The 24,081-nt window shown below is 40.6% G+C and carries 28 protein-coding genes; 14 read left to right on the top strand and 14 right to left on the bottom strand.

Annotation, left to right across the window (positions count from 1 at the left end):
• Positions 1-38: 38 nt before the first annotated feature.
• From ecpA to ACY3ZI_RS00710, 3 genes are all read right to left on the bottom strand, one after another.
• Positions 39-647 (bottom strand): common pilus major fimbrillin subunit EcpA, encoded by a 609-nt coding sequence (ecpA, locus tag ACY3ZI_RS00720; protein ID WP_108478643.1) that lies wholly within the window; start codon positions 645-647, stop codon positions 39-41.
• 163 nt (positions 648-810) lie between these two features.
• A complete protein-coding gene (locus ACY3ZI_RS00715; protein ID WP_211887029.1) occupies positions 811-1,131 on the bottom strand; it encodes a helix-turn-helix domain-containing protein in 321 nt (106 codons plus the stop codon).
• A gap of 733 nt (positions 1,132-1,864) precedes the next feature.
• Entirely contained in the window at positions 1,865-2,347 is a 483-nt protein-coding gene (locus tag ACY3ZI_RS00710; RefSeq protein WP_181477794.1) for a cold-shock protein, read from the bottom strand.
• Between the two features lie 159 nt (positions 2,348-2,506).
• On the opposite strand from ACY3ZI_RS00710, the gene ACY3ZI_RS00705 reads away from it, so the two are divergent.
• Positions 2,507-3,205: an RluA family pseudouridine synthase gene (locus tag ACY3ZI_RS00705; protein ID WP_211887028.1), complete on the top strand. Its 699-nt coding sequence runs from the start codon at positions 2,507-2,509 to the stop codon at positions 3,203-3,205.
• Positions 3,206-3,209: 4 nt separating this feature from the next.
• Here the strand turns inward: ACY3ZI_RS00705 and ACY3ZI_RS00700 are convergent, their stop codons facing one another.
• Positions 3,210-3,749, bottom strand: a complete 540-nt coding sequence (locus ACY3ZI_RS00700) for a DUF2058 domain-containing protein (RefSeq protein WP_211887027.1) — start codon at positions 3,747-3,749, stop codon at positions 3,210-3,212.
• 608 nt (positions 3,750-4,357) lie between these two features.
• On the opposite strand from ACY3ZI_RS00700, the gene ACY3ZI_RS00695 reads away from it, so the two are divergent.
• The 10 genes from ACY3ZI_RS00695 to ACY3ZI_RS00650 all read left to right on the top strand — a co-directional run bounded on the left by ACY3ZI_RS00695 (position 4,358) and on the right by ACY3ZI_RS00650 (position 13,832).
• Complete coding sequence (locus ACY3ZI_RS00695; RefSeq protein WP_249215494.1) at positions 4,358-4,819, top strand: helix-turn-helix domain-containing protein; 462 nt, start codon at positions 4,358-4,360, stop codon at positions 4,817-4,819.
• 391 nt (positions 4,820-5,210) lie between these two features.
• Positions 5,211-5,750 (top strand): type 1 fimbrial protein, encoded by a 540-nt coding sequence (locus tag ACY3ZI_RS00690; protein ID WP_211887026.1) that lies wholly within the window; start codon positions 5,211-5,213, stop codon positions 5,748-5,750.
• A gap of 84 nt (positions 5,751-5,834) precedes the next feature.
• Positions 5,835-6,560, top strand: coding sequence for a fimbrial biogenesis chaperone (locus tag ACY3ZI_RS00685; protein WP_211887025.1), 726 nt, complete (start codon positions 5,835-5,837; stop codon positions 6,558-6,560).
• Positions 6,544-7,095, top strand: coding sequence for a fimbrial protein (locus ACY3ZI_RS00680; protein WP_211887024.1), 552 nt, complete (start codon positions 6,544-6,546; stop codon positions 7,093-7,095). The genes ACY3ZI_RS00685 and ACY3ZI_RS00680 overlap by 17 nt, the downstream gene beginning before the upstream one ends.
• Before the next feature lie 22 nt (positions 7,096-7,117).
• The gene (locus ACY3ZI_RS00675) at positions 7,118-7,699 is read left to right on the top strand and encodes a fimbrial-like protein (protein WP_211887023.1); all 582 of its coding nucleotides are present in this window, start codon (positions 7,118-7,120) and stop codon (positions 7,697-7,699) included.
• A 21-nt stretch (positions 7,700-7,720) separates the two neighbouring features.
• Entirely contained in the window at positions 7,721-8,299 is a 579-nt protein-coding gene (locus ACY3ZI_RS00670; RefSeq protein ID WP_487375814.1) for a fimbrial protein, read from the top strand.
• 13 nt (positions 8,300-8,312) lie between these two features.
• Complete coding sequence (locus tag ACY3ZI_RS00665; RefSeq protein WP_487375813.1) at positions 8,313-9,080, top strand: fimbrial biogenesis chaperone; 768 nt, start codon at positions 8,313-8,315, stop codon at positions 9,078-9,080.
• Complete coding sequence (locus ACY3ZI_RS00660) at positions 9,067-9,873, top strand: fimbrial biogenesis chaperone (protein ID WP_487375611.1); 807 nt, start codon at positions 9,067-9,069, stop codon at positions 9,871-9,873. The genes ACY3ZI_RS00665 and ACY3ZI_RS00660 overlap by 14 nt, the downstream gene beginning before the upstream one ends.
• Positions 9,874-9,954: 81 nt before the next feature.
• Complete coding sequence (locus ACY3ZI_RS00655) at positions 9,955-12,720, top strand: fimbria/pilus outer membrane usher protein (protein ID WP_487375812.1); 2,766 nt, start codon at positions 9,955-9,957, stop codon at positions 12,718-12,720.
• Positions 12,717-13,832 (top strand): hypothetical protein, encoded by a 1,116-nt coding sequence (locus ACY3ZI_RS00650; RefSeq protein ID WP_211887964.1) that lies wholly within the window; start codon positions 12,717-12,719, stop codon positions 13,830-13,832. Before ACY3ZI_RS00655 ends, ACY3ZI_RS00650 begins: the two co-directional genes overlap by 4 nt.
• Positions 13,833-13,975: 143 nt before the next feature.
• Here the strand turns inward: ACY3ZI_RS00650 and ACY3ZI_RS00645 are convergent, their stop codons facing one another.
• Together ACY3ZI_RS00645 and ACY3ZI_RS00640 are read right to left on the bottom strand one after the other, a co-directional pair.
• Positions 13,976-14,299, bottom strand: a complete 324-nt coding sequence (locus ACY3ZI_RS00645) for a hypothetical protein (RefSeq protein ID WP_211887965.1) — start codon at positions 14,297-14,299, stop codon at positions 13,976-13,978.
• Between the two features lie 25 nt (positions 14,300-14,324).
• The gene (locus ACY3ZI_RS00640) at positions 14,325-14,669 is read right to left on the bottom strand and encodes a DUF7079 family protein (RefSeq protein ID WP_211887966.1); all 345 of its coding nucleotides are present in this window, start codon (positions 14,667-14,669) and stop codon (positions 14,325-14,327) included.
• Between the two features lie 180 nt (positions 14,670-14,849).
• On the opposite strand from ACY3ZI_RS00640, the gene ACY3ZI_RS00635 reads away from it, so the two are divergent.
• Complete coding sequence (locus ACY3ZI_RS00635) at positions 14,850-15,212, top strand: YibL family ribosome-associated protein (protein ID WP_211887987.1); 363 nt, start codon at positions 14,850-14,852, stop codon at positions 15,210-15,212.
• Here the strand turns inward: ACY3ZI_RS00635 and rhuM are convergent.
• The 8 genes from rhuM to ACY3ZI_RS00595 all read right to left on the bottom strand — a co-directional run bounded on the left by rhuM (position 15,209) and on the right by ACY3ZI_RS00595 (position 21,559).
• On the bottom strand, positions 15,209-15,406 hold the full coding sequence (gene rhuM / locus ACY3ZI_RS00630; RefSeq protein WP_487377414.1) for a RhuM family protein: 198 nt from the start codon (positions 15,404-15,406) through the stop codon (positions 15,209-15,211). The two genes, ACY3ZI_RS00635 and rhuM, sit on opposite strands and share 4 nt — an antisense overlap.
• 277 nt (positions 15,407-15,683) lie before the next feature.
• Complete coding sequence (locus ACY3ZI_RS00625) at positions 15,684-16,520, bottom strand: DUF932 domain-containing protein (RefSeq protein ID WP_487375811.1); 837 nt, start codon at positions 16,518-16,520, stop codon at positions 15,684-15,686.
• 61 nt (positions 16,521-16,581) lie between these two features.
• Complete coding sequence (locus ACY3ZI_RS00620) at positions 16,582-17,019, bottom strand: antirestriction protein (protein ID WP_487377412.1); 438 nt, start codon at positions 17,017-17,019, stop codon at positions 16,582-16,584.
• 385 nt (positions 17,020-17,404) lie between these two features.
• Positions 17,405-18,262, bottom strand: a complete 858-nt coding sequence (locus ACY3ZI_RS00615; protein WP_487375810.1) for a hypothetical protein — start codon at positions 18,260-18,262, stop codon at positions 17,405-17,407.
• A 33-nt stretch (positions 18,263-18,295) separates the two neighbouring features.
• Positions 18,296-18,793 carry a hypothetical protein gene (locus ACY3ZI_RS00610; protein WP_487375809.1) on the bottom strand — a complete coding sequence of 166 codons (498 nt, stop codon included), beginning with the start codon at positions 18,791-18,793 and terminating at the stop codon, positions 18,296-18,298.
• A 16-nt stretch (positions 18,794-18,809) separates the two neighbouring features.
• Entirely contained in the window at positions 18,810-19,499 is a 690-nt protein-coding gene (locus tag ACY3ZI_RS00605) for a helix-turn-helix transcriptional regulator (protein ID WP_068908291.1), read from the bottom strand.
• 46 nt (positions 19,500-19,545) lie between these two features.
• Positions 19,546-20,277 (bottom strand): YaaW family protein, encoded by a 732-nt coding sequence (locus ACY3ZI_RS00600; protein WP_181480441.1) that lies wholly within the window; start codon positions 20,275-20,277, stop codon positions 19,546-19,548.
• A gap of 316 nt (positions 20,278-20,593) precedes the next feature.
• Complete coding sequence (locus ACY3ZI_RS00595) at positions 20,594-21,559, bottom strand: hypothetical protein (RefSeq protein WP_487375808.1); 966 nt, start codon at positions 21,557-21,559, stop codon at positions 20,594-20,596.
• Positions 21,560-22,376: 817 nt separating this feature from the next.
• Here ACY3ZI_RS00595 and ACY3ZI_RS00590 point away from each other — a divergent pair.
• Together ACY3ZI_RS00590 and ACY3ZI_RS00585 are read left to right on the top strand one after the other, a co-directional pair.
• Positions 22,377-22,907 (top strand): inovirus Gp2 family protein, encoded by a 531-nt coding sequence (locus ACY3ZI_RS00590; protein ID WP_430264688.1) that lies wholly within the window; start codon positions 22,377-22,379, stop codon positions 22,905-22,907.
• Positions 22,908-23,007: 100 nt separating this feature from the next.
• Positions 23,008-23,217 carry a helix-turn-helix transcriptional regulator gene (locus ACY3ZI_RS00585; protein WP_272571157.1) on the top strand — a complete coding sequence of 70 codons (210 nt, stop codon included), beginning with the start codon at positions 23,008-23,010 and terminating at the stop codon, positions 23,215-23,217.
• Positions 23,218-24,081 lie beyond the last annotated feature (864 nt).

Genomic DNA, 24,081 nt, shown 5'->3' with positions numbered 1-24,081 from the left:
TCGTGAAAATTAGTTATTCACTAAGCGTAAATAATCAATTAAGGAGCTGGTGTGAAAGTACCATCCCAAGTTGCAGTGAACTGAACTTTAACATCACCATCCCATGAACCGTCGGTCAGTGCTTTGAAGTCTGTCGCTGCACCAGCCGCTTCCGCGCTAGCGATAACGAAGGTGAACTCACCACGGTCAGTTGCACGCTCTGAACCATTGTAGATACCATCTGCAGCTAAGTTATCTAAACCTGATGTTAAGCCTTTTGAAGTATCGATTAACACAGTGTCAGTCGTTTTATTCAGATCTTCACCATTCCATTTAACGCCAACAGTTAATTTAGAATCATCTGTTGTTCTCGCTAAAGTGTTAGAAATGATTTTTGATGCTAATTTAAAATCTGTTGCACCTGATTGACCTTGAATAGCGATATCAAATGCGCCATTTTGTTGGTTAAAGCTTTTCTGACCTTCTGCATAGTTAAATGTTAAGCTTTTTAATGGCGTAACAACCAGCATACTTGTCGTATCTTTAATTGCGGTCGCTTGCCATGTTGCTGTCGCTTGAGCAGTACGAGTGTCAGCATTAGCAACTGTAGCAAAGGAAGCAGCAATAATTGTTGATAGCAAAACAGATGCCATTTTTTTATTTAACATGTTGTTCTCTCTATTTAATATCCATGAAGAAAAATTTAATTGCATAGCATAAAAAACACATTCATTGTGTGTTTTATAAAAAACAATCGAATTTCCCAGAGAATATTCTTAATAAAATAACCAGAATTAACTGATTATTTTATTTCTAATTTAAGAGGAAAAATTAGCAGTTATTTATGATGGTTTTTGTTGAGTAATTTCCCCAGGAAGTATATTTACTCGCACTTCCTTTATTACCCATTCTTTTTTCAGAGTCAGTATCTTTTTCGACATATTTAATGACATCGACCCATCGTTTATCTAGAATATTTAAAAAAACATCTAGCTGATCTAAAGTAATCGCAGTGATTCCCATTTCATATCTTGATATCTGTTGCTGGCTGATTCCTATTAATTTCGCCAGTTGCTTTCCCGTCATGTTCTTTTCTTTACGTGATTTTCTTAAAAAAGCTCCCACCTGACCACTAATTATATTAGATTTCATTAACCACACTCCAATATAAAGAAACAATTTATTTAATTTCCATTAATAATAAATACATTAAAATAAGAGTAAAAACGTTTATACCGATCGAACAAGATTATTTTGATAGGTACTACCTATCAAATAGTAATTTATTGATCGTCGGGCTTTATTAAGATACAACGAGTGCGAGTACACCTAATATGATAAGTAGAATTAACTAACTGATATATATTAAATAAAGCGTTGTTCAATTTATTTAATATATTTTTTATTTTTTTAAAATAAAATTTACGTGGGAGGAGTAAAACCCTATAAAAACGAGATAAAATACATCATTTATTACAACAAATTACAATTTGAAACAGCTAAATTGTTTTTTGCAAAATAAAAAACTCACGAGGTGAGTAATATACCAATATAAAAATATATTTCTACAGCTTAATTCGTTATTCCGCAATAATTTTCATTTAGATTACCAACTTAATAACAACTAATCCGCATCATAGTATTTACAATCCAGATTGTATGCCATAAAGGCGCTATAAATTGGACGTATCAGAATGCAGTTCGCGCATATATTAATACATCTAGCTTAATATGTAGCGTTTGCTTATTAAAAATATTCTCTTTTTAGATCATTTGTTGATTTTTTATTCAAATTTAGGGAAGGATATCGCAAATAGTACTGGAAAAGCATTGCCTCTATACGAGAGGCAATGGAATTGGGACGGTTTTTTAATTCAGTCGAAAGCTATTTAACGCCTTTAAGCTGTTTCATGGTTTCATCCACGTCAATCTCATCTTCAGAGAACGTTAATGTTGTTCCATGCTGGGTTTCAATAATTAGCTTTTTCAGCGCTCGAGTTGCCCCCGGCTTAATATTCGTTTTAGGTTTAATGCTGTTCATTAATGCACCAATCGATAACACGGTATTTTCTTTATCAATACGTGTATCTGCTGGAACATCTTCATAATAGATACGGAATGATTTGATAGCCGTCAGCTTAATGCGCTCACCAGCAATATAGATATATTTGCTTTCAGGGATCACTTTAACCGCAAAGGCGGATAAACCTTTATTATTTGTGGTCGGCTCAAACGTAACCGCCGCCCCTTTTTTAATCAGTTCTGGGTTGGCAACTTTAATCACATGAAAATAACGGTTATCCCCGTTTTCATCTTTGAGAAACCCAAAACCTTTATCTTCAAACCACGTTGTGATTGTTCCGTTCATTGCCATACCACCTTCTATATTGACTCAATTTCACAGCGCGCAGTATAAAACACAATGCCTGCCCAGACTACGCCTTTAGTTTTACACACCCAATAACATTATCGTCAGATAGCGCAAAATTGGGTATTATCCATAGCCACTTTTTATCTGGATAACCTGATGTCGACGATTATTGATACCTTTATTGCGCCCCCTTGCCATGATGACATTGAAATCATTGAGCAGGATGAGCACCTTATTATTATCAATAAACCTTCAAGGCTACTGAGCCTCTCTGGAAAGAATCCACAAAATCTCGATTCAGTACATTACCGGCTCGTTCAATTGTTCCCTGAATGCACCCTAGTGCACCGCCTTGATTTTGGTACTTCTGGTGTCATGGTCGTGGCTCGCAATAAAGCCATAAATGCAGAGTTATGCCGACAGTTTAGCCAGCGAACCGTGACGAAAGCCTACAGCGCATTACTATGTGGGCATGTGGAAAATGATCATGGTGTGATAGACGCGCCGATAGCCAAAGATCCGGCTTTGTTTCCCCGAATGTCGATTTGCGTGACTCACGGTAAACCGGCACGTTCCAATTATCAGGTAATTGAGCGGTTTTATCGTGAGCTAGACGATGGACGTAAGTTGCCACTGACGAGGGTGAAATTTATTCCAGAAACAGGACGAACCCATCAGCTGCGCATTCACAGCCAACTTTTCGGTCATCCTATTTTGGGATGCGATCTGTATGGAGGCTTACTGCTTGCAGATATTGAACCTGCGCCGAGACTGATGCTGCATGCCAGTGAATTGAATTTTATTCATCCGATAACTGGAAAACCCATTCACGCACACAGCAAAAGCCCGTTCTAAACAACTACCACATTAAATCGTCAGGAATTTTAAAATCTGCGTACGGATCGTCTTCATCCTGCTCTTCCTGACTCAAGGCGTTATTTAATACGATGCTGCTTTCATCACGTTGAGCGATTTTATCCGCCACACTCGCAGGAATAATTGCGTAAGTGCTCATTTCTGGATTGTCAGTCGCTAAACGCGCAATAGCGAGACGGCCGCTAATAAGTTGGTTTTGTGTTGTTTTATCGACGACCACTTGCTTGATGACATTACTATCTGTGAAGTTAAAGCTGATATCGCCTTTCGCCACATCAATTTTGTTCATCTCAATCAGCTGCTTCACCTGAGCTTTATACTCTTTCGTCAGTGCCGCTTGTTTCTGTTGCTCACTCAGTTGCTTATCGCGCTCAAGCTGCGCTTTTTTATTCTCTTCTACCGCTTCTCTGGCTTCTCTAGCCTGCACACGTGATTTCTTCGCTGTGCGCTGTACTTTCGCCATTTTTTTACTGGTGACGAGTCCCGCTTGGAGCATTTGCTCTTGTAAGGTAAGTTTTGCCATGTGGGTATCTAAGCCTGTTGAATGAAATTGGAGAGATTATACCTGCAAATTCGATTTCTTTTCGGTTACTTTTGCGATTCTTGCTTGATGAGTGATGGAAACATCATGTCATCAATTCCCATCAAAAAATGTCGGTATGACCAACAATAATCTGAATTTGTTTCAACCCCATAAATAAAACCCGCGTCTTAAATGAATGTGTCATTTTCAATACATCTTAATGTGATCTGAATCACAAACATCAACAACTTAAGTAAAATTTAATGTCATTAAATGTCATCGAAATAACATTTCGACATATTTTGTATACTTCATTTTTTTGAATTCATAATTGTTACTAAGCATGTATTGAGCAATGCGAAGCCTATCTGCATGAATTTTATTGTTATTTTTACATTTATTATTATTACACATTAATATTATTGGATTTTTTGAAATGTAACTATGAAAATATATTTATAGCGATATATAAACCTAAAATTAACTACATATAAAGGTAATAACGGAATTTATCTCTGGCACTTTAAGCCACATTACGAGTAGGGATATCGCAACCTTTTGTAATTTATTTATTTTAACAAACTCACAGTGTTGGTAATGTGTAAATCATGCATTGGTTGAAAATATTGCCAAATTTCACCCTATTGTTTTTTACTCCTATTTTGTTTAAAAATAAAAACAGATTCGTGCTTACGCATTTGTTTTATTTAATATGTTTTGAAATTGATTCTTATTTAAGGTTTATGATGAGTTTGAAAAAAATAGAGAGAATTACAGAATCATTTTCTCAAGCTATCGCAGATGAAATTGCAAGCTTAAGAAGGAAAAGATTATTATCAGGTAGGCAATTAGGTTCACTCATTGGAGTTTCACAGCAACAAATCTCACGCTATGAAAATGGCATTTGTGAAATAACGTTATCTACTTTATGTCTTTTGCTTCATTACTTGGGTGTATCTTTAGAATCATTCTTCTTCTTTGTTTCTGAACGCATAGAAGCCAAGGAACCTGAGCTTTACGGTGAGTTTAATTTATTGTTTGAGCAACATGGTGCTCTAATTTCAAAATAAATAACCGTGGATTAACAATACTAAATTAGTGTTAAGTTTAATCTCATTTAAATTAATAGCTATTAGTGTTTCATTTCAATTAAATGAATCTCATTAATTAATAATCCACATTATTAATCAATAAATACTAGTAAATTAAAAATCCACTTCCCATGGATGATTTCTATTTATTTTAATAATTTTTTTAACATAGCTTTATTTAAAGCTATCTATTCTTTTTTAATTAAGGAAATTAAATCAGTGAAAAAATCATTGTAGACGCGCTTGCTTTTCATTCAGTGAGTGCATCTGTTTTTACTGTGAATGTGGGTAAAGGTATCGCCACTATCACAGGTTTCTTGAAGTACGTTTTATTTCGTTTTTTATTTTTTATATATAAAGGAATTTCAATATGGCTTTTAAAAAATTAGCGTTAACAACATTATTCGCTGGCATTTCCTGTGTAAGTTTAAGTGCAATGGCTGCCCCTTCTGCGGAAGTGACTCTGCAAGGGATCCTGACCAACACAACTTGTGATGTCACCATCAATGGCGGTAAATCAGTCTTAAACGTGGGTGTCTTAAAAACCTCTGTGGGTGCAGGTTCAGACTTTACCGCAGTCAATGCAATGTCCTCTACAACCGTTGATATGCCAGTGACTTTAGTCGGTTGCACCAAGGGTGAAAACGGCAACTTGATCATTCAAGGTATTACTTCAGTAGGTAACAACGAACGTAACCTCTTTGTTTCTGACGATTCGAAAACCGTTGGTTTTATGATTGAAAACGAAGCGAATAAAACTGTCACTAATGGCGAAAAAATCGCATTTGGTATTGGTGCAGAAAATACTGACGCGCAATACACCTTCAAAGTGGGTATGGCAACAACAACAGATGCACCTGAAGCAGGTTCCTACAGCGCACCCATCTTAGTGGCTTATATCGTTGACTAATTCCATTTAATTAACTCAGTCGATTGAGGTAAGGCGGGTTCCGTCTTACCTCCATTCAGCCACAAACACTATGAGGATAGACAAATGCGAAATAACCGATTTATGCAAGGGATCTGCGGTGGCTTGCTATTGCTATCAGGTTCATCGATAGCCGGGATCGCTATCGACACCACTCGAATTATCTTTTCAGAAAGTGATAACACCACCGGAAAAAGCGTGGGAATTACCAGCTCGAGCCAATCACTCACGCCTTATTTAGTCAAAACACAAATTTTGCGTGACCCTTATGGCAAGCAAGGAGACACCCCTTTTGTGGTGACGCCGTCCTTATTCCGGTTAGAAAAAGGGTCAACCAATCAAGTCCGCATCATGAAAAAAAATGTGGCGCTTCCGCAAGATAAAGAATCTGTTTTTTATTTTCGTACCATCGCAATGCCGACCAGCGAAAAAGGGCTAAATGCCCCACAGAATAATATTGATGGTGCCGTACAAGTGTCGACGGGAAATATCATCAAGCTGTTTTATCGCCCGAATCATTTAGGCATGACTCAGCCACAAGCAATGAAATCGCTGAAGTTTTCAAGTATGACGAATGGGGTTCAAGTGTCTAATCCTTCCCCGTACTACATCACATTAGACAGCGTAAAAATTGCTAATAAACCCGTTCAGTTGAGCTCAGCAAAGGGAAATAACATGATTGCGCCGTTTAGCAGCATCACTTATTCCCACGTTCAACGACAAGGCGCGGTTGAATGGAAAGCCATTAATGACTATGGCGGAAAGGACGAGTTTCATGCACAAATTCAATAAATTATTCATTGTATTTTTCGCCGTGTTACTTAACGGATGGCACGTAGCACAGGCCGAAAAGACCGAGATTAGAGCGCTCATTACCGATGATGTCGGGTGTGAAATTCGCATTCCTAACTCATTGCAATTTACCCCGATGCGCACATCCGATTTTCAAGGCGCGATAACCACACATCAAATTAAGCCCTTGAAAGCGCAATTTATCTGTGTGGATAAAACGGGAAATCTGACCCCAAAAATTACGTTACAGGGAAATACCCCCTATAACGAAAGCACCATTTTCTTGGATGGAACCCCAAACAGTACAGGGTTTATGTTACGCCTCAGTGATGGCTCCCCGCTCTCCCTGAGTGATTTTTATGACACAAGCAAAGCCTTTAAACGCGGTGAACAGATTGCCTTAACACCACTGACCAAAGATAACCATCACCAAACCGAAGAGACTTTTCTCGTGGGTTTAGTGGGGCCAGTGGATGGGGAGGCTATCCCCGGTGAATTCTCAGCCTCATTGACGTTTAACCTTATTTTTCAGTAAGACCTAAAAATAGGAATTCATCATGACACTGACTAAAACGTCACTCTATTCCCTGCTCATTCCCACCGCATTGTATGCGGCAAGTCTGGGGCAATCCGCGATAGCGGCAACCACGGCCACCACCAAAATCAGTGCCAGCATTGTCGGCGGTGGCTGCCAAATTACCGTGCCCCCAACCGTTGCGATTCATAACGGGGAGCTTATTCCCGCTGAAGATATCACCACGACCAGTGATATCAGCGAAACCTTTGATCTCACCATTCTTGGCTGTAAAGGTTACGGGTTAACCCCCTCGATAACCCTCGAAGGAGATACCGATAGTGCCTCCGGTGAAAATCTGTTTGTGAGTACCGGTAGCACCAGTACAGGCTATGGCATTTTATTATCCACGGAAGGTAGCAGTAATTTTAACCAAAGTGACAACCTGGCAACGGATAAAAAAATCACGGCGAAAACCACCAAAGAATGGAATAAAACCTTTGCCAGTACCTTGAATGGAACCATCCCACTGAAGGCAACCGTCAGCTGCGGAACCTGTACTGCCAATGACTTACAAGGTGGCGAGTTAACCGCCTCATTAACATTTAATTTTTTCTATAACTGATTTTGAAGGCTGTTAATAACAATGATACGAAAACTTTCTTTCTTTAGCGTGATTGTAGGTTTGCTATTACCAGCCAGTGAATTACAGGCAGGCAGTGCCTCAACCACCATTTCCTTTTCCGCTTTTTTTTATGGCGGTAGCTGCGATGTGACGGTGCCGAATACCATCACGTATAACAATGGTGCGCCATTGCCCTACGATGAAATTCCGAACAATCAGCAACGTAACCAATTCACGTTAACCCTTTCAGGGTGCCAGGGTTACTTTTTAGCGCCCAAAATTGCGGTCAAAGGGAACACCTTCACCGCGGATAACAATGAACCGCTGTATGCCGATGCATCCAGTACCACAAAAGGCTATGGCGTCAGGCTATCTACCCCCGGAAATACGCTTTTTAATGCCAATGACAATACTGCGAAATCCGGCAATGAGGTGATTACCATCAAGACATGGCCATCAGGTGGAACCAGCGATGTGGCGAGATTAAATAGCTCGCTTGATTTTACTGCCGAGCTGGCCTGCGGCACCTGTACCGCCAGTGACAATTTACAAAATGGTGAACTCACCGCAACCGTCACGTTTAGCTTCTTATATGACTAATTGGGTAATAAGTATGTTTTCAAATCGTTTCTCTGACTATCGCGCTCTGATTATTTTGTTGATATGCAGCAGTTTTTCGACGCTATCCTTCGCTGCAGAAGGCGGGCTGCGTTTAGCTCAAACGCGCGTCGTCTTTGATGCTGCCAATCCAAATACAAAACTTGCCATTAAAAATAGCAGCCCGCAGGTCTACTTAATCAAAGCTGACGTCCTCAATACGCCAGAGGGGAATGCCCACAAACCCGCGCCCCCGTTTATTGTCACACCACCGATGTCTCGCTTAGAAAAAGAGAGCCAAAATACGCTGCTCATTGTACGTAATGGGACGACGGAGCTGCCGACAGACCGAGAATCCGTGTTTTATTTAAGCTTATTAGCGATCCCTTCCACCACAAAAGCGAGTGCCCCCGAAGGCGAGATGACCAGTGCGCAAGTTTCGGTGGGGATCCGCAACGTTATCAAACTGTTTTATCGCCCAAAAGGGTTACCCATGAGCGTCGAAAGCGCCTCAAGCCAACTGACGTTTCGCCAGCAAGGTCAACAGCTCGAAGTCAGTAACCCAACACCGTATTACATCACATTGGCGCAATTGAGCGTGGGTCAGCACCCCATTGATGTACGAGAACTGGGTCCTATGATTGCCCCCTTCTCCACCCAAACTTACCCCGTCAAAGGCGGTGCTACACACGCAGAGTGGAGAGTGATTACGGATTATGGGGATATGAGCCCCGCGTATCAGGGGACGGTTCAATCAGGAGATATTCGCGATGAACAACATTAATTTATTGAAGATTAAAAAACCTGCGTTATATCGCCTGATTGGCGGGATTGCCCTATTGGCTTCACTTTTTACCCAGACTGCATGGGGAAATAACATCCAAGACCAAATTAATGGGCTGACACTGCATTCAACCCGTATTATCTACCCCCACGATGCCAAAAATGGGGTGACGTACACTATCACCAATAATACGGCGATACCGTATTTATTGCAGGCGCGCCTATTACCGTGGGAAGGAAATTCATCAAGCAAAACGGCGAACGAGAATCCCGAAGCAGCCGATGAAAACCTGACGGCATTTATTGCTTTACCGCCGTTACAACGCTTCGAACCGGGCGAAACACTCACATTGCGCATCCTTCAAAAGCATCATTTACTCGCGCAAGATAAAGAGTCGATTGCGCAATTGTCATTGACTGCAATCCCCGCCCAGTCAAAAGAGACGGCTGAAGGCGCGCAAATGATCCTTGCCGTACAAAATAATCTGAAGCTGTTTTATCGCCCCGCGGGATTACCAGAACATCATCTCGACAATATCGCTGAGCAGCTGCAATTTCAGCGTACAAAAAACACGCTAACCCTGAAAAATCCGACGCCTTTTTATGTCACGCTAGCGTCACTGTCGGTGGGGAAAAACGCTCTGAATTTAAGTTCCTCACGCATGATCCCCCCTTTTGGGGAGGCGCAATGGCCCCTTGAGGCCAGTCATGTCGCAAACGACATTCATTGGCAGCTCATGGAAGACGATGGCGGAACCGACACAATGAGAACACGCCAACTCTCAGCAATGTAACCGCACCATACAGATAAACACATTCACCCGATGCGCATTGACAACGGGGGGATTCTTGCATTCGCAAGATAAAGGAAGACCATGAAAAAAGCCCATAAAATTGCTGAACACCAGCCAAAAAATCCTTTTTTCCGTTATCACCCGCTGGCGTGTGTATTGCTATTTGCAGTCGCTCCAACACAGGCCGAAGATTACTTTGATCCCAGTTTTTTAGGGGTGGTGGGTGAAAACACAGACGTGGATTTATCCGCCTTCTCACAAGCCGGTGGCGTTGCTGAAGGGGAATACACCGTTTCCGTATTTGTGAACCAACAAGATGTGGGGCAATTTACGCTGAATTTTATCAAAAATGCCCACGGTGAAATCGCACCGGAATTAACCCCTGAGCAGCTCGACACCTTTGGGGTCAATGTGTCGCAAATTCCTGTCCTGAAAGACTTACCTAACGGCGAGTTTATTTCAGATTTAGGCGCGCTGATCCCACAAGCGACAACGCGATTAGATTTGTCACGCTTGCGATTAAACATCAGCGTGCCGCAAGTGGCGATGCAATCTCAAATCAATCGTAATGCCGATCCGTCATTATGGGACGATGGTATTCCGGCACTCATGGCGAACTATAACGTCAGTGCAGGTCGCACCACAAGCCGCTATGACCACGGCAAAAAAAATCAAAATACCAACGTATTTGCGTCCGCACGATTGGGCGCCAATGCAGGGCCGTGGCGTCTGCGCAGTAACCTCACCCATTCCCGTTTCGAATACAGCGGGAGCGAGAACCAATCGGCCACGACCAACACCCAAACCTACTTTTCCAATACCACCCTATCACGGGATATTCGGGCATTACGCTCGACATTGTTAGTGGGTGAAAGCAGCACGGGCAGCGATGTGTTTGATGGTGTGCCTTTTAAGGGCGTGCAGCTGACTTCTAACGAGCAGATGCTGCCAAGCCAATTACGCGGCTATGCGCCGGCGATCAGTGGCGTCGCCAACAGCAACGCCCGCGTCACTATCCGCCAAAATGGCAATATCGTGTATGAAGCCTATGTGGCGCCGGGTCCCTTTTATATCAATGATATCCAACAAGCGGGCTTATCCGGGGATTATGACGTCACAGTTACCGAAGCCGATGGTTCTGAGCGCCAGTTTGTGGTGCCCTACTCATCTTTACCCGTGATGCTACGCCCCGGCGGCTGGAAATACGAAGTGGCCTCCGGTCGTTACAATGGCAACTTGACCACCAGTTCACGCCGCTCTGACTTTATTCTCGGTACCGCTGTCTATGGGCTGCATAACGATGTCACGGTGTATGGCGGCGCCTTGCTGGCAAAAGATTATCAATCTCTGAGTGTGGGAACGGGGGTCTCTTTAGGTGACTTCGGTGCCGTCTCCACGGACGTCACTCACTCATCGGCTAAATTTACTTATTCCAACCCCGTAGCTAGCTCTAGCGAGCGAAAAACCGGGCAATCTTACCGTATCCGTTACTCAAAAAGCTTAATGGCAACCGGCACGTCGGTGGATTTAACCGCATTACGTTACTCCACGGAGCATTTCTATAATTTTAGCGAATTTAACAGCCAAGGTTATCGCCTTGAAGAGGGTCTTAGCCCGTGGACTTTACAGCGCCGTCGTAGCAGCTTCCAAACCCAACTCAGCCAACAGATGCAACAGTATGGCTCACTGCATTTTCGCGCTAACCGTGATGATTACTGGGGCAGCAGTCGAACCTTAACGGGCTTATCCATGGGCTACAGTAACAGCTTTAAAGGGGTCAGCTACGGTGTGAACTACAATATCGACCGCGTAAAAGACAGTCGCAATCACTGGCCGGAAAACCGCCAGCTCTCTTTTAACTTAAGCGTGCCGTTCAGTGTGTTTACCCAAGACCATGATTTACAGTCGATTTATGCCACCTACTCCATGAGCCATGACCAAAATGGACGCACGCAAAATAATAGCGGCCTGAGCGGCAGCGTTATGGATGGCAAGCTGTCTTATGGCGCATCACAAAGCTGGGGAAATAAAGGGCAAATCGCCAACACCAACCTGAATGCAGGCTATCAAGGCGATAAAGGCAGTATCAGTACCGGTTATAGCTATAGCAATAATTCTCAGTCAATCAATATGAACGCCAGCGGCGGTGCATTACTGCACGCCGAAGGGCTGACATTAAGCCGCTCCATGGGGGATTCAGTCGCACTGATCAGTGCACCGGGCGCCGAAGGGGTCAGTGTTAATGGTGGTTCTGCTGTCACGGATTGGCGAGGCTATGCGGTGGCACCTTATCTTTCCGACTATAACAAAAACAGCATTGGCTTAGACCCTAGCACGCTGCCTGAAAATGTCGATTTACCGCAATCCAATACCAACGTTTACCCCACCAAAGGCGCGGTGGTGAAAGCCAGTTTCCGTACCCGTATCGGCTATCAAGTGTTAATGACCTTAAAACAGGGGGCCAAATATGTGCCATTTGGGGCGATTACCACCTTAACTTCCGATAACAGCACTGAAAATATCAGCAGCATTGTGGGGGATGCAGGACAAGTGTACCTCACAGGTTTACCTGAAACCGGGGAATTGTTAGTGAAATGGGGAGAAACAGCCGCACAGCAATGTCAGGTGAAGTTCGATTTACGCCATGTTGACGTTTCCACCGATATGCCAATCCGCCAAGTGACATATACCTGCGGTACTGAAAGTAAAACAGAAACGGTGTTACCAGCGAAAGAGCCCGTTAGCTTTACTTCAGAAATACAGACATTAGAAGACCTAGCGAATGAAGAAAATCTCCATTTTCACAATGGACAAACTATGAGTAATAAAAGGATTAATAAAATATGAAATATTATTTTTATAAATTAATTGGGAGTATTTGTTTCTTTTTGCTAGGTCAGCCTCAAGCGTTATCTCTTAGCGGGCCTTCTGGTGAATATGATATAGGAGGTGGTTTAGTATGGAGCGATGCTGTTAATGATACATATCGTTCAGCAACTGGTTGGGGGTACCAAACTCTGATGGATCAAAGCTGTTTTGCCTTTAATATTCGCAGTGCAGATAATAATTCTGTGTTTAATAGTGCAAGCACAACATATACATCCTCAGATGGTAAATATACAGGCTTAAAAATTGCTGAAGACATTCTTTTTATTGTAAAGGATGCGACTGCTAATACTTATGGAGGAGGAGGGGATAATGGTGGAGCCACGTTTAATTCTTATGGAAAGACGACTGCGACGGGTAGAGCAGTGATCCAAAAATCCCCATTTACATATTGTGTTACAGGGACATCTTATAATAGTTTTCCTAACCCGATGGGGGCAGGAAGAAGCCTCTCTTTTAATGGAACTGTTGCTATTTATGTGGGGCCTAATGCACAGCCAGGGAAGTATAGTGTCCCTGCTTTCTATGCTGGCCTATATATGGAAACTGGGATCCCCCTTTCTTCAGCAGGATTTATCACAGTAAAAACGCCGTTATCCTGCTCTATTTCTACACCACCTAAGATTGATTTCGGCAAAGTGAATGTTTGGGATTGGGAAGGCAATACCTCCGGTACACCAGGGGGGAATCGTAAGGATGTTTTAGGGGTAGCTGATGGGAATTTCATGATCAACTGCACTGGAGATAATGGCGCTCATTCTCCCGCTAAATTAACACTTAAGGGAACCTATCAAGGTTATTCAAATGACTTAAAAATGACGATGGATGCCACTGGTGAAGTTGCTCCTGCAACCGTACGAGCGTCAATTAAATCAATCAAATCAGCATGCAGCTCCGACGGAATATATTTTGATCCCAGCACAAACACTGAGCCAGGAAATGTCGTTGATCTAGGTGACCTCACCACTGGTTCACATCAAGTCCCTTACCGTTTTAGCCTCTGTGCGCTTGGAGAAGGTTTTAAAATTGGCGCAGCCTCCGCCACTGCTACCGTCACCATTGACTGGGAATAACCCAGGTGAGTTTTCTGGTCAAACAGTGATTATTCTAAATAATAACTAAAGCGGCTGATCATCACTTAAATTATTTTCCTTCCCTTTAAAAATTAACCATCTCTTTAAATTGCATCTAAAGAGATGGTTACGTTCATTCTCCACTATTTTTCTGAGATAAATTGTTCTTCATAAGCGTCTAGATGATGCTTAAAAAATTTCTCGAACTCTTCTGCTGACTCGACTAAAACCGTTACCTCGATACATTGCTCACCAAACTTGTCTGAATGATCTTCAATCATGATAGATTTACAAAGGATCTCTTCATGGGCATCACTGCAATACAGTTTGCAGCTCACGGTACTGATATTGGATTTATAAAACGGTGTTGGTACTAATTCACCAAAGACAAATCCCATTGGCGGGTCACTTTTTTCAAGTTCGCTCATCCCAATAATTTGATCTTTGTTGATAATTTTATATTTCATTGGGTTATCCCTAAACAGGCTGATTTCACAAAAACTGTACTAACTCCCGCCATTCGTGTTTAAGATTATTTTTAAAATATAACGCACAAAGATCTCTCTTAAATCTTCCCAAGAAACCGCATTCTTTTACTTTTAATACGCAGATATCATTCCACAGTTCATCTTCATCAAAATAGAGCCAAACGGGCGGCACTGGCGTTAGCATATTAGTGTAACAGACAGGTGCAACATATCGGGTCAGCATGCGTTCAACATATTCAATTGGAAAGTGTTTTGCGACAGAGGCGATATGTTGATAATCCGTCAGGTTATCCACAAATATGTCCGATAAAGCGGCGCAGAGGTCTTTGTCGGTAAACTGTCTATTCATGATGATTGTTTTCGCTATCGCCAAATTGCCTTTGTTTGAACTGACTGAGAAGAGTTTTAATCCCACCATATACTATGTTGAACTCAAAGATAAGATAATCAGCAAATAGTATCCCTTTCCCCCTCTAATCCAGAATGATGTATACTTGCCGGCAGGAAATTTATTCACGGTTAATTAATGATGAAAGAAACTGAAAAAACACAAATTAAAACGCTGAGCGACCGCTTAGACCTTATTCGTCACCAAATGGCAAGTATGCAACTGTCGACCCAAGCGGAAAAATACGCCGAGCTCGAGAAAGAAAAAGCGACGCTGGAAGTTGAAATCGCTCGTCTGAAAGAAACGCGTAACAAGAAGCTAAGTAAAGAAGCACAGAAATTGATGGATATGCCATTCAAGCGCCCTATCACAAAGAAAGAGCAAGCGGATATGGGCAAACTGAAGAAATCCGTACGAGGCCTCGTTATTGTCCACCCAATGACAGCATTAGGTCGCGAAATGGAGTTGGATACTATGACCGGTTTTTCTAAGACTGATTTTTAATAAGAAAAATTTGTCTTAGATCGTGTTTTGCCTAGATTAAAAAATGCGCGGTTTCTATATTGGAAAGCGTGCAGTTCTCTGACAAATTGTGTGCTGCGAACAGAACGGACGCGATAACCGACCATAAGAATGGCAAGTAAACTATAGCAATCGACCTCTCTGGAAACCTGGCCATTTCCCTCTAATCGAACTATCTGGAACTTCAGGATGATTGAGTTTTGAGCAAGTCTTTATAGATTAAGACAAACTACAAAAAATGGTATTAATACGAAGGGAGAAAAGTGGCGGAGATCACAGGAGTCGCATATAGATAAAAACAATATGATTTAAAAAGAAATTATTAATATGGATAAATAATTAACCCCCAAATGCACCCCCAAAGCAAAAATCACACCTAAATTAATAATCTAGTTAAGGGGTTAATGAGTGGGTTGTTAACAAGATAATTATACCCCCCTCATGACCCTTCTGTTAAATAGTTTGCCTCCCATTAAAATGTTCGTGCATCTTTTCTGTCATGACCCACAGCGCCTTGTTCAATTTGATATCGCCATCAATACCATTCACAGAACGAGTACGAGCTCGCTTGCCTTTAGCGTTCCTACCAGATAATCCTCCCTTGATTAAATTTTCCTGCAAACGTTGATATACCGTCCAAAGATCATCTTTCTTATCCTCCCAGCGACGAGGCTGCAATACTTGCTCTTCGGTAATAGGTTGATGTTCATCACCAAAGCGGTAGGTTAAAGCTGCTTGTGCTAAGGCTTGCTGTGCTGCTGGAGGTAACATGAGAGATTGCATTTGTTCACGCTTTTCTGCCACAGTATCAAAGGTTTTTAACACCTCATAAGCCCCTTCAATTACCTTGCCAACAACATCGCCTTTATGCGGTACACGCACTTCACCAAAGGTGTCTCCACAAACTAAACCATTTTGACATACAGCTCTAAATAACCCCGGCAACATCTGATAACTGCTTGATCCATCATGGCTATTTAGCAAGATAATTTCAGGTACTTGTATCCCTGTGATTTGATCATGGCGACGTAACCGTAACATGTGCTTGGTGTGTTCTCGACGGCTAACATCACGCACACGAGTCTGGCAAGCAAAGAACGGATAAAAGCCTTCTTTTTGAAGACTATCCAATAAGGTAATGGTTGGGATGTAAGTGTACCGTTCACTACGTGAATCGTGTTTTTCTTCTGAGAAAACACTTGGGACAGTACGGAATAATTCTTCTGTGGTTAACGGGCGGTCGCGACGAATGCTATTCGCTGCACCAAAACGGGAAGCTAAACGAGTCATAATAAATTTCCTTGAAAATAAATAAGATAGGTAAGACTAAGAGAATGAATTAAGGAAGCAGTTAATCGATAAGATGAAAAATAGCTGAACTTTCAGGATGTTGAATGGCGTAGTCACGAAGCTGATAAAAACGGTCGACCAGCAATTCACTTTCAGTTCTAAATGACCACTGGCTATATAGCATCAAACAAACAGCAACACCTGCCGCTTCAGGGCTGAGTACCGCTTCATTGCCATTGTGCATATTGAACAGTGTGAGTTTTTCGGAACCTAAATCGGGATAAATAAAAGCCCCACCATTGGATAAAGTGCAATATTCCCAATACCCGCCATGGTAATCCTCACAGAACTGGCTCATCGTGGTGAAGATAACCACTTCAAAGGTCTGCCAGCCTTTGATGCCTTTAAAATGCGTAGGCCAAAAATCAGTACGTGCGGGCAGTGGTATGATATCCGCTTGAAGGTGTGTATTTATGTCTTGCGAAGGTGCTTGTTGCATCATGTTTTTTCCTATAAAAAGCGAATAAAAAAGCCAATCCACGCGTGTGGTTGGCTTAAGTTAAAGCTGAGGAATTAAGGGGAGGAGGAATGTGAACGATTATCGTGAGGTTCCCTTGTGTTGTCGTATTAAAACGCAGTTGGTCTTCGTTTAATTCTAAGGTGTAAGTAAATGTGATAATCAGTTTGTGGTGATGTAGAGTCGGCGTCCCGCTGGCTCTGACGATAGCGTCGATAAGCATAACGCACTACTGACAAACAGAGCGCAGATTTAAGTAATAAATGTGGCGACATAAAATCAATTCCAGAAAAAGTGATGAAATGCGGTAACTGTCGTCTTGATGTCGACGACAGTTGATGAAGTCAAATTTTAGGTGATGGCGTGATTAATAGCATTTTCCTCCGGTTTGATTGCATATCCACCTCCCTTCTTTATAGATTTGCATTAACTCTTTGCCATCAGGTGTGGCTCTGACATAGCGCATATCTGTTGAATTTCTTTTTTCTATGGTGACAATTAATGAGCCACTTTGTCCTGTTTTCGTTGTATAAGGTGCAGTAACTTTATTTCTTTCAAACGTCATTTTTCCCATGGATTGGCATTGTGCATTTTTACCTGAACCCAATTTGATGGAGATATCGACCCATTCGCAGCCTCGTGTTGGAATATCGCTGTATTTATGTTCACGCGGTTTTGGGCTGGTTTTTGCCACAAATTCCACAGAGTCATCTCGCTGCGTGGGGCTATCCCCCCGTAATGTTAAATAAACGGGGCATTTAAGCTCCCCCACTTGGCACGTTTTGGCGATAAGATGGCGAGAAGGCCAACCGTTAAACCCAATGTATTCCGCGCCGACCTCGTCTTTGCATCGAATTTTTTGACCTTGCATTTGGTTGATGTGCAACGTCATCAAACTGCATGTCAAGGCTTTTACGGGGTTCCCATCGTCACGCACGCGAGAAGGTTGATTGTGTTGCGGTATCGCGGGGGCAATTCCTGTTAATTGATAACTTTGATTTTGCAGCGTGTTCGCTTTGAGTGCATCTTGACTATTCTCGACGCTAAAATCGAGCATTAACTCCGCCATTTCGTCATTAATTTTCTTTAATTCATGGCTTCCCTTCGCATTTAAGAAAAAGGTATAACGTTCGGGATGGTCTTCACGACTGAGGGTGGTCGCTTGAGTCAGTGTGGGAAGCAGTAATGCTAAGGTTCCTAATATAAACAGTGACGTTAACTTCATATGGGTGTCTCTCCTGATAACATAAAATATGAATTAAGGGTGCTCAATACAGTCTTGATAATCGGTATCGGCGAGTGCCTCAGCGAGGCCTTTTGCCGAGAAGGGTTCGGAATCAATGGGTAAGGATGTAAATTGTAAAGTGTCGCTGTCTTTCGTTTGCTTAAGCGCATGGAATAAGGCTTTATCGGGTCCAACCGTATCTTCAAATGCGCTAGGAAAAAAATCATACGCGGTATCGTTAATACGCAGCTGCATGCCTTGGACGAAATAATCAGAGCCAACGGGCTCCGTGAAATCCGGCGCTTTCAGTTGGACACGAAAAGCTTTATTTGTGCAGGTTAACGTGAGGGTTTCACCTGCTTCATTTTGCGTGTTAAGCTCCCAAGCCATCGCGGTACTGCCATACCAATCACCCCATTCTTCGTCTAAAATCAAACTGTGTGCGGCGGGCGATAAAAAGAGTAATGTACTGGTGATAAAGGGTATTCCCCACTTTAGCGGGGAAAGGCGTGTTTTTAATGACGGCGTCATCGTGTCTCCTTGATGATTAAGTTTGATGGGGATGCAATATCCCCTTGATGTATTGAAAGTGGGGTAAAGCCTGTATAAAAGCACGCTCCGTCATGCGTTGTAACAAGGCAGTGTCGGGCTTAAAGTGCCGGGCACTGAGCCCCACATCACGCAGGTGCAGCAACTCAACCGCATGAATAAGGCCATTCATCACACCGCAGACATACCAATGCCCATTAAAATAGGTGAGCTTATACGGTGCGACCCAATGAGTGGTTTTTCCCCCAATCTCATAATGAATAAACCGGTTATCTAAAATAGCTTGTGTAATTAAAGCAAAGCCGCCGTACACGGACGGTAAGGCTTTGGGTGGTGCGTGATAGACCACATACGGGGAGCCTTGCGCGTGCCGACTGAGCAATAACGACAGCAGCTTGCGGTCAAGCACCGGAAAAAGCGGTGTAATATCCGTAATCTGGGCAAACTGCAAAATATCACTGTCGGTACGTAAGGCGGATTGTCCGCCCGCAAGGCGATAGCCTTCCTCCTGTTGTTCAATGTCTAAATAAACTAAACGTTCATGAAAATCCCGCTGTATGGTGCGCAGGGACACATTAAATTCAGCCGCTAAAACTCGGGGTGATAGGGTTTCTCCTTTAAATAAATGGGTCAGGATATACGCCAACCGATGAACTAATCGGTCATGACGAGGTGACGGTTGTGCCATATTCGGTTTCCTACCAGCGATAACACAAAAGGGCTTAAGCGTTGGCTTAGGCCGGTGAAAGGGACTTTTGGCGTAGATACGCCACAATGATGCAAGCGGGTATCGTGACGCGGTACGCAGGACCGGCAATGTCGGCAATGAGCCATGCCGAGGTGAGAGTCAATCCAATAGGACCCGCTAAAAAGGATAACGCGCGATTAGCGACAAATACCGTCCCCCAAGTCGCCACGCCGCCGAGTAGCTCGATGATGCTCATGGCAGCGACGGTAGCAATTTCGAGTGCCGCAAATCCGGAGGTGCGAACGGCAGCTTGCAAAGCAATCATGACCAATTGCGGTGTGGGATTGGTGAGATTCAGTTGTAAATCGTGCGCAAGGGTACGGAGCTGTTCTTCACTGAGTTTATCTAAGCTTTTCTCCATCACCGTCATTAACAGGTTCATTTCCAGCGTTTCAATGTCGCTTTTTGGGTTAAAGTTAACTTTCAGCTTTTTACAAACATCTAGCAGGATTTCGCGATATAACACACCTTTATTGCCGCGCACGGCACTGACTAAACTGTTGGCGCCAAAGGTTTGTAGCTCAGCGCAAATATCTGTCCAATAACGCTGATGGTTAGGATAATAGAGTTGGTATTCTGGCTTGCGGGTTAAACGCTCACTCCAGCGTTTTTTGCCGTCTTTATGGTCATGCGTCAGAACGGAAACTAAAAGGCTTAAGTCGTCATTAGTACAGTTGGCAATAAAGGCTAAATCAGGGTCAATACGATATTTAGGCATAATGTTGATTCCAATGAATTAAGGAGCCAACAGCGTAACAAACCGACCGGACAGGGTATGTCGCGTAAAAAATTATTTTCAATGAAATTGATAAATAGTCAGGTCAAAGTATGTCATTATTAAAAACCGGGGACGTTATGAATCTTTATATTTAAAATTGATTGTCGTTATAAGAGTTTCATGAGGGTGATATAGAAGTAAAAAATAATGAAATAAAATGAGCGCTTACCAAAACTGACAATGAACTAGTCTACATAAAAAATAATAAGTTTTGCCTTCAAATTAATGAAAGCAAAAACTGAATTAAACTTGCATTTTAAATAACATTTTCATCTTGAAAAATTTCTTTATATTTACCTTCAATCAATGCTTCTATCATTTTATTTAAAGGTAACTCAAAATATTCAGCCATATCAACTAGCATATTTTTTTTATCTTTTTCTATATAACAACTTAATGCTGATTGATTTACTCTCTCCGATCTAAGCTTGTTTTGTAAATAGGCTTTTCTCATATTTTGTATTAAATATTTTTTTTGTAATAAGCTTGCCCCCCATAATAATAAAATAGCAATCAAAACTAAGTATCTTTCTTTTTTTGTACTTTTGTAGGAAATGTCAAAAATAGACTGTAATTGACTCAAGGTACAAAATGAGTTGATCGCGTAATCAGGATTGTCATTCGCTTTTGAAAGGTAACCCCAAACCCAGTCCATAGTAGTTTCTTCTTTTTCAAAAATCCAACGTGGAATATTAACAAATCTTAATTGTTGATTATATTCACTTATCCATTGATTAATAAAGAAAAGTTTAACACTACGTGTAATTTGATAAGAATCATATATAAAATTAATAATAGAGATGTTTTTTTCTTTACTTGATGTTGACATCTGTATTGCAGATATTAAATTAGAACTTAATTTTATCCCATTAAAGTTACAATCTATTAAGATAATTCTCGCCCAAATATAATGTACAAATCTAATATCTTTATTTAACCAGTTTATCTCTTCTTCAGATATGAATTCATCTTTTGATTTATTATAAACATATTCAAGCTTTTCTATTGTTACGTTTGAAAATGATTTATAGCTAACTAATTTTTTAAACTCATTAAGATAATACTCTTTATTTTGCTCGACATTTATGATTGGAGAGTAAGGAATCTCATGAAATGGTTTAACATCATTTATCAAGTTATTAGTGAAAAACTTAATAAAATTAGAGCTCGATTCACTTTTTAATTTTGAATAAAACTCTTTCATTGCATTATTTTCTTCCATTTCATTACCTTTTATTAAATTTAAACGTGAAAAATAATACAATCTTGTCGTACTCCTGTCTACCTCTTGACTCATTTACGAATGTTTATTGTCCACTTAATGACTATACATTGAGACAATTATTTCTTTCTATCTAACTGATAAATAGCATTTATAGCACTTAAACATTGAGCTTATTACTTTGTTAATCCAAACAAATTATTCTATAGCTATTTTATATGGGTTATGTATCTAATCCGTTGAAAATTGTTTTTTTGCCAAACGTCGATCATTTGAAAAACTGAAAAATTTCTAACAATTGACACTTCCCCCCCCCTTATACAAATATTAGATTGATGGCCTACATTTTGAATACATAACCGAAACAAGGCTCAAAGAGAAGGCATCTACCTTATTAGCATTTATATTTTTACGAATATTAATTAGACATCCTATGGTAACTTCAGAGTAAGAAAATTATAAAAACCTAAAGTTAAAGCACCTTATCCATGATAAATATTTAAAGTGATGATATTCAATCATGTTGGTATGGTAATATATATATTTAATATATTAAGATAGTATATAATGAGTTTAATCACTCTACATAGTCTTTATGTAGAGTGATTAAATGAATGGTTATAGAGTATCGTATCAATAATCATACTTTAGCAATAATAGGTTTGATAACCCCCTATATTTATTGATTAATGAAAATAAAATGTAATTAAATACATATCAACCATCTTATATGAAACACTAATTACCGTTAAATATAAGAGGTTAGATGATGTCGAATTATACTTGCAATTCTTATTACCAACAAAGAATTAGTCATATGGTCAATAAATCACTAAATGAGTTCAAACGATTATCTGTTTTTAGAATTGATTTACGATTTCCTTATAACGGTATTGATTACAAGAATGATCCCAAAGTAATTACTCGCTTTTTTGAATCATTAAAAAGAAGGATCATGGTTGATGTTAAAAATAAAAGCCATTTATGGGGACGGAATCTAAGGGTTAATGTAGATTATGTTTGGGTAAGAGAAGTAGGGCCGATTAATCAGAAAACACATTACCATGTTGCCTTATTATTAAATAAAGATATCTACCATGGCGTTGGCTATTATCATCAAGATAATAATCTCGCAGCATTAATTATTAATGCTTGGGACAGTGCGCTAGGATTATTTAATAACCCTCAGAAAGGATTAGTGCAATTTTCCAGTTGTCACTACTTAGAACAAGAAAAAATTGGTTTTGAACAAGCCTATATCAATACGATGCAAGCATTAAGTTATCTTGCTAAAGATTACAGCAAACCTTATCACGATAGATTTCGTTGTTTTGGATGCAGCCAATAAGTAATTATTTACATATCTGGGATATGATTTGAGAAGTCATATCCCGATAATTATCTCGATATCACTTCTGCCTTTTCATTTCAAAGACAGGAGCTTCTAAATGAATAATATGAAAGTATCTTTACTAAATGACCAATTCGTTGATATGAAATTTATTACCTGCTTAACTGGATTAACGGACAAATGGTTTTATAAACAGATCCAAGATGGTAATTTTCCAAAACCTATAAAACTGGGGAGGAGTTCACGCTGGCTTAAGAGTGAAGTGGAATCATGGCTAAACGTACAAGTCGAAAAGTCGAGAGGATAGCCACATGCTAACGTATTAAATCGCTAGAGTTTGTTATCGCTCATTTAACACGGCTCATCTAGTTTTTCATCTTACTACGTTACATAACACCCCATTGAGTTCTTTTTTAAAAGACGTAACGTTCTAATTTAAAACCGCTCATTAAAATGGGTTAAGTTGGTTATCAATACCTTCATTAATTCTGGGTATTTGGTAGATTCAGGTAAAACTTCACGAGACAAACTAAATTCATGTCTAAATACTACGAAGTAAAAACAATACGTATTACCCTGAATCGACATCATTTAAGTACGCAAAGAATATTAGCTCCAGTCAAAATAATCGTACTGGTACTGATTAAAGTTATTCATACCCTGAGCTGTTCGTAAGAAAACGAATACGACTATTCTCCTAGAAAAACTAATGGCATTGAACAAAACTTTCGCCAAATTATTGACATCACCCACATAGGTAAAAACTGCTTGGTGAATGCCTGTATGTGTGACAAATGAGTAACAATCCTAAATAAAGAATTTAATGTTTAAAGTGAATAATTCTGGTCACGCTAAAATTATCCATTCCATTGAATACTCAAAACCAGTTAATTTTATTGAAATAATAAAATGACGACTTAACTCATTTAACAAAACAAACATCACAGCCAGAGTTAAAATTTAACTATAATTGACTAATGAATTTATATTTCACCTCAAGTCTATTGATATTTGATTTTGCAAAAACACCTAAATAACACCAATAACCATGATAAACATCCCATCAAGCGCTCAATCACCAGATTAAATCTTATTTATCAAAAAATGCGATTTCATCTTATTGTCCTTCTTGTCAGTTTATGTAAATGTTAACAATAAATTTAACTTAAGA

This window comes from Providencia sp. LY12 (genome assembly GCF_057621555.1).
The sequence above is the reverse complement of the archived record's forward strand: the minus strand, read 5'-3'. Positions and strand labels throughout refer to the sequence as shown.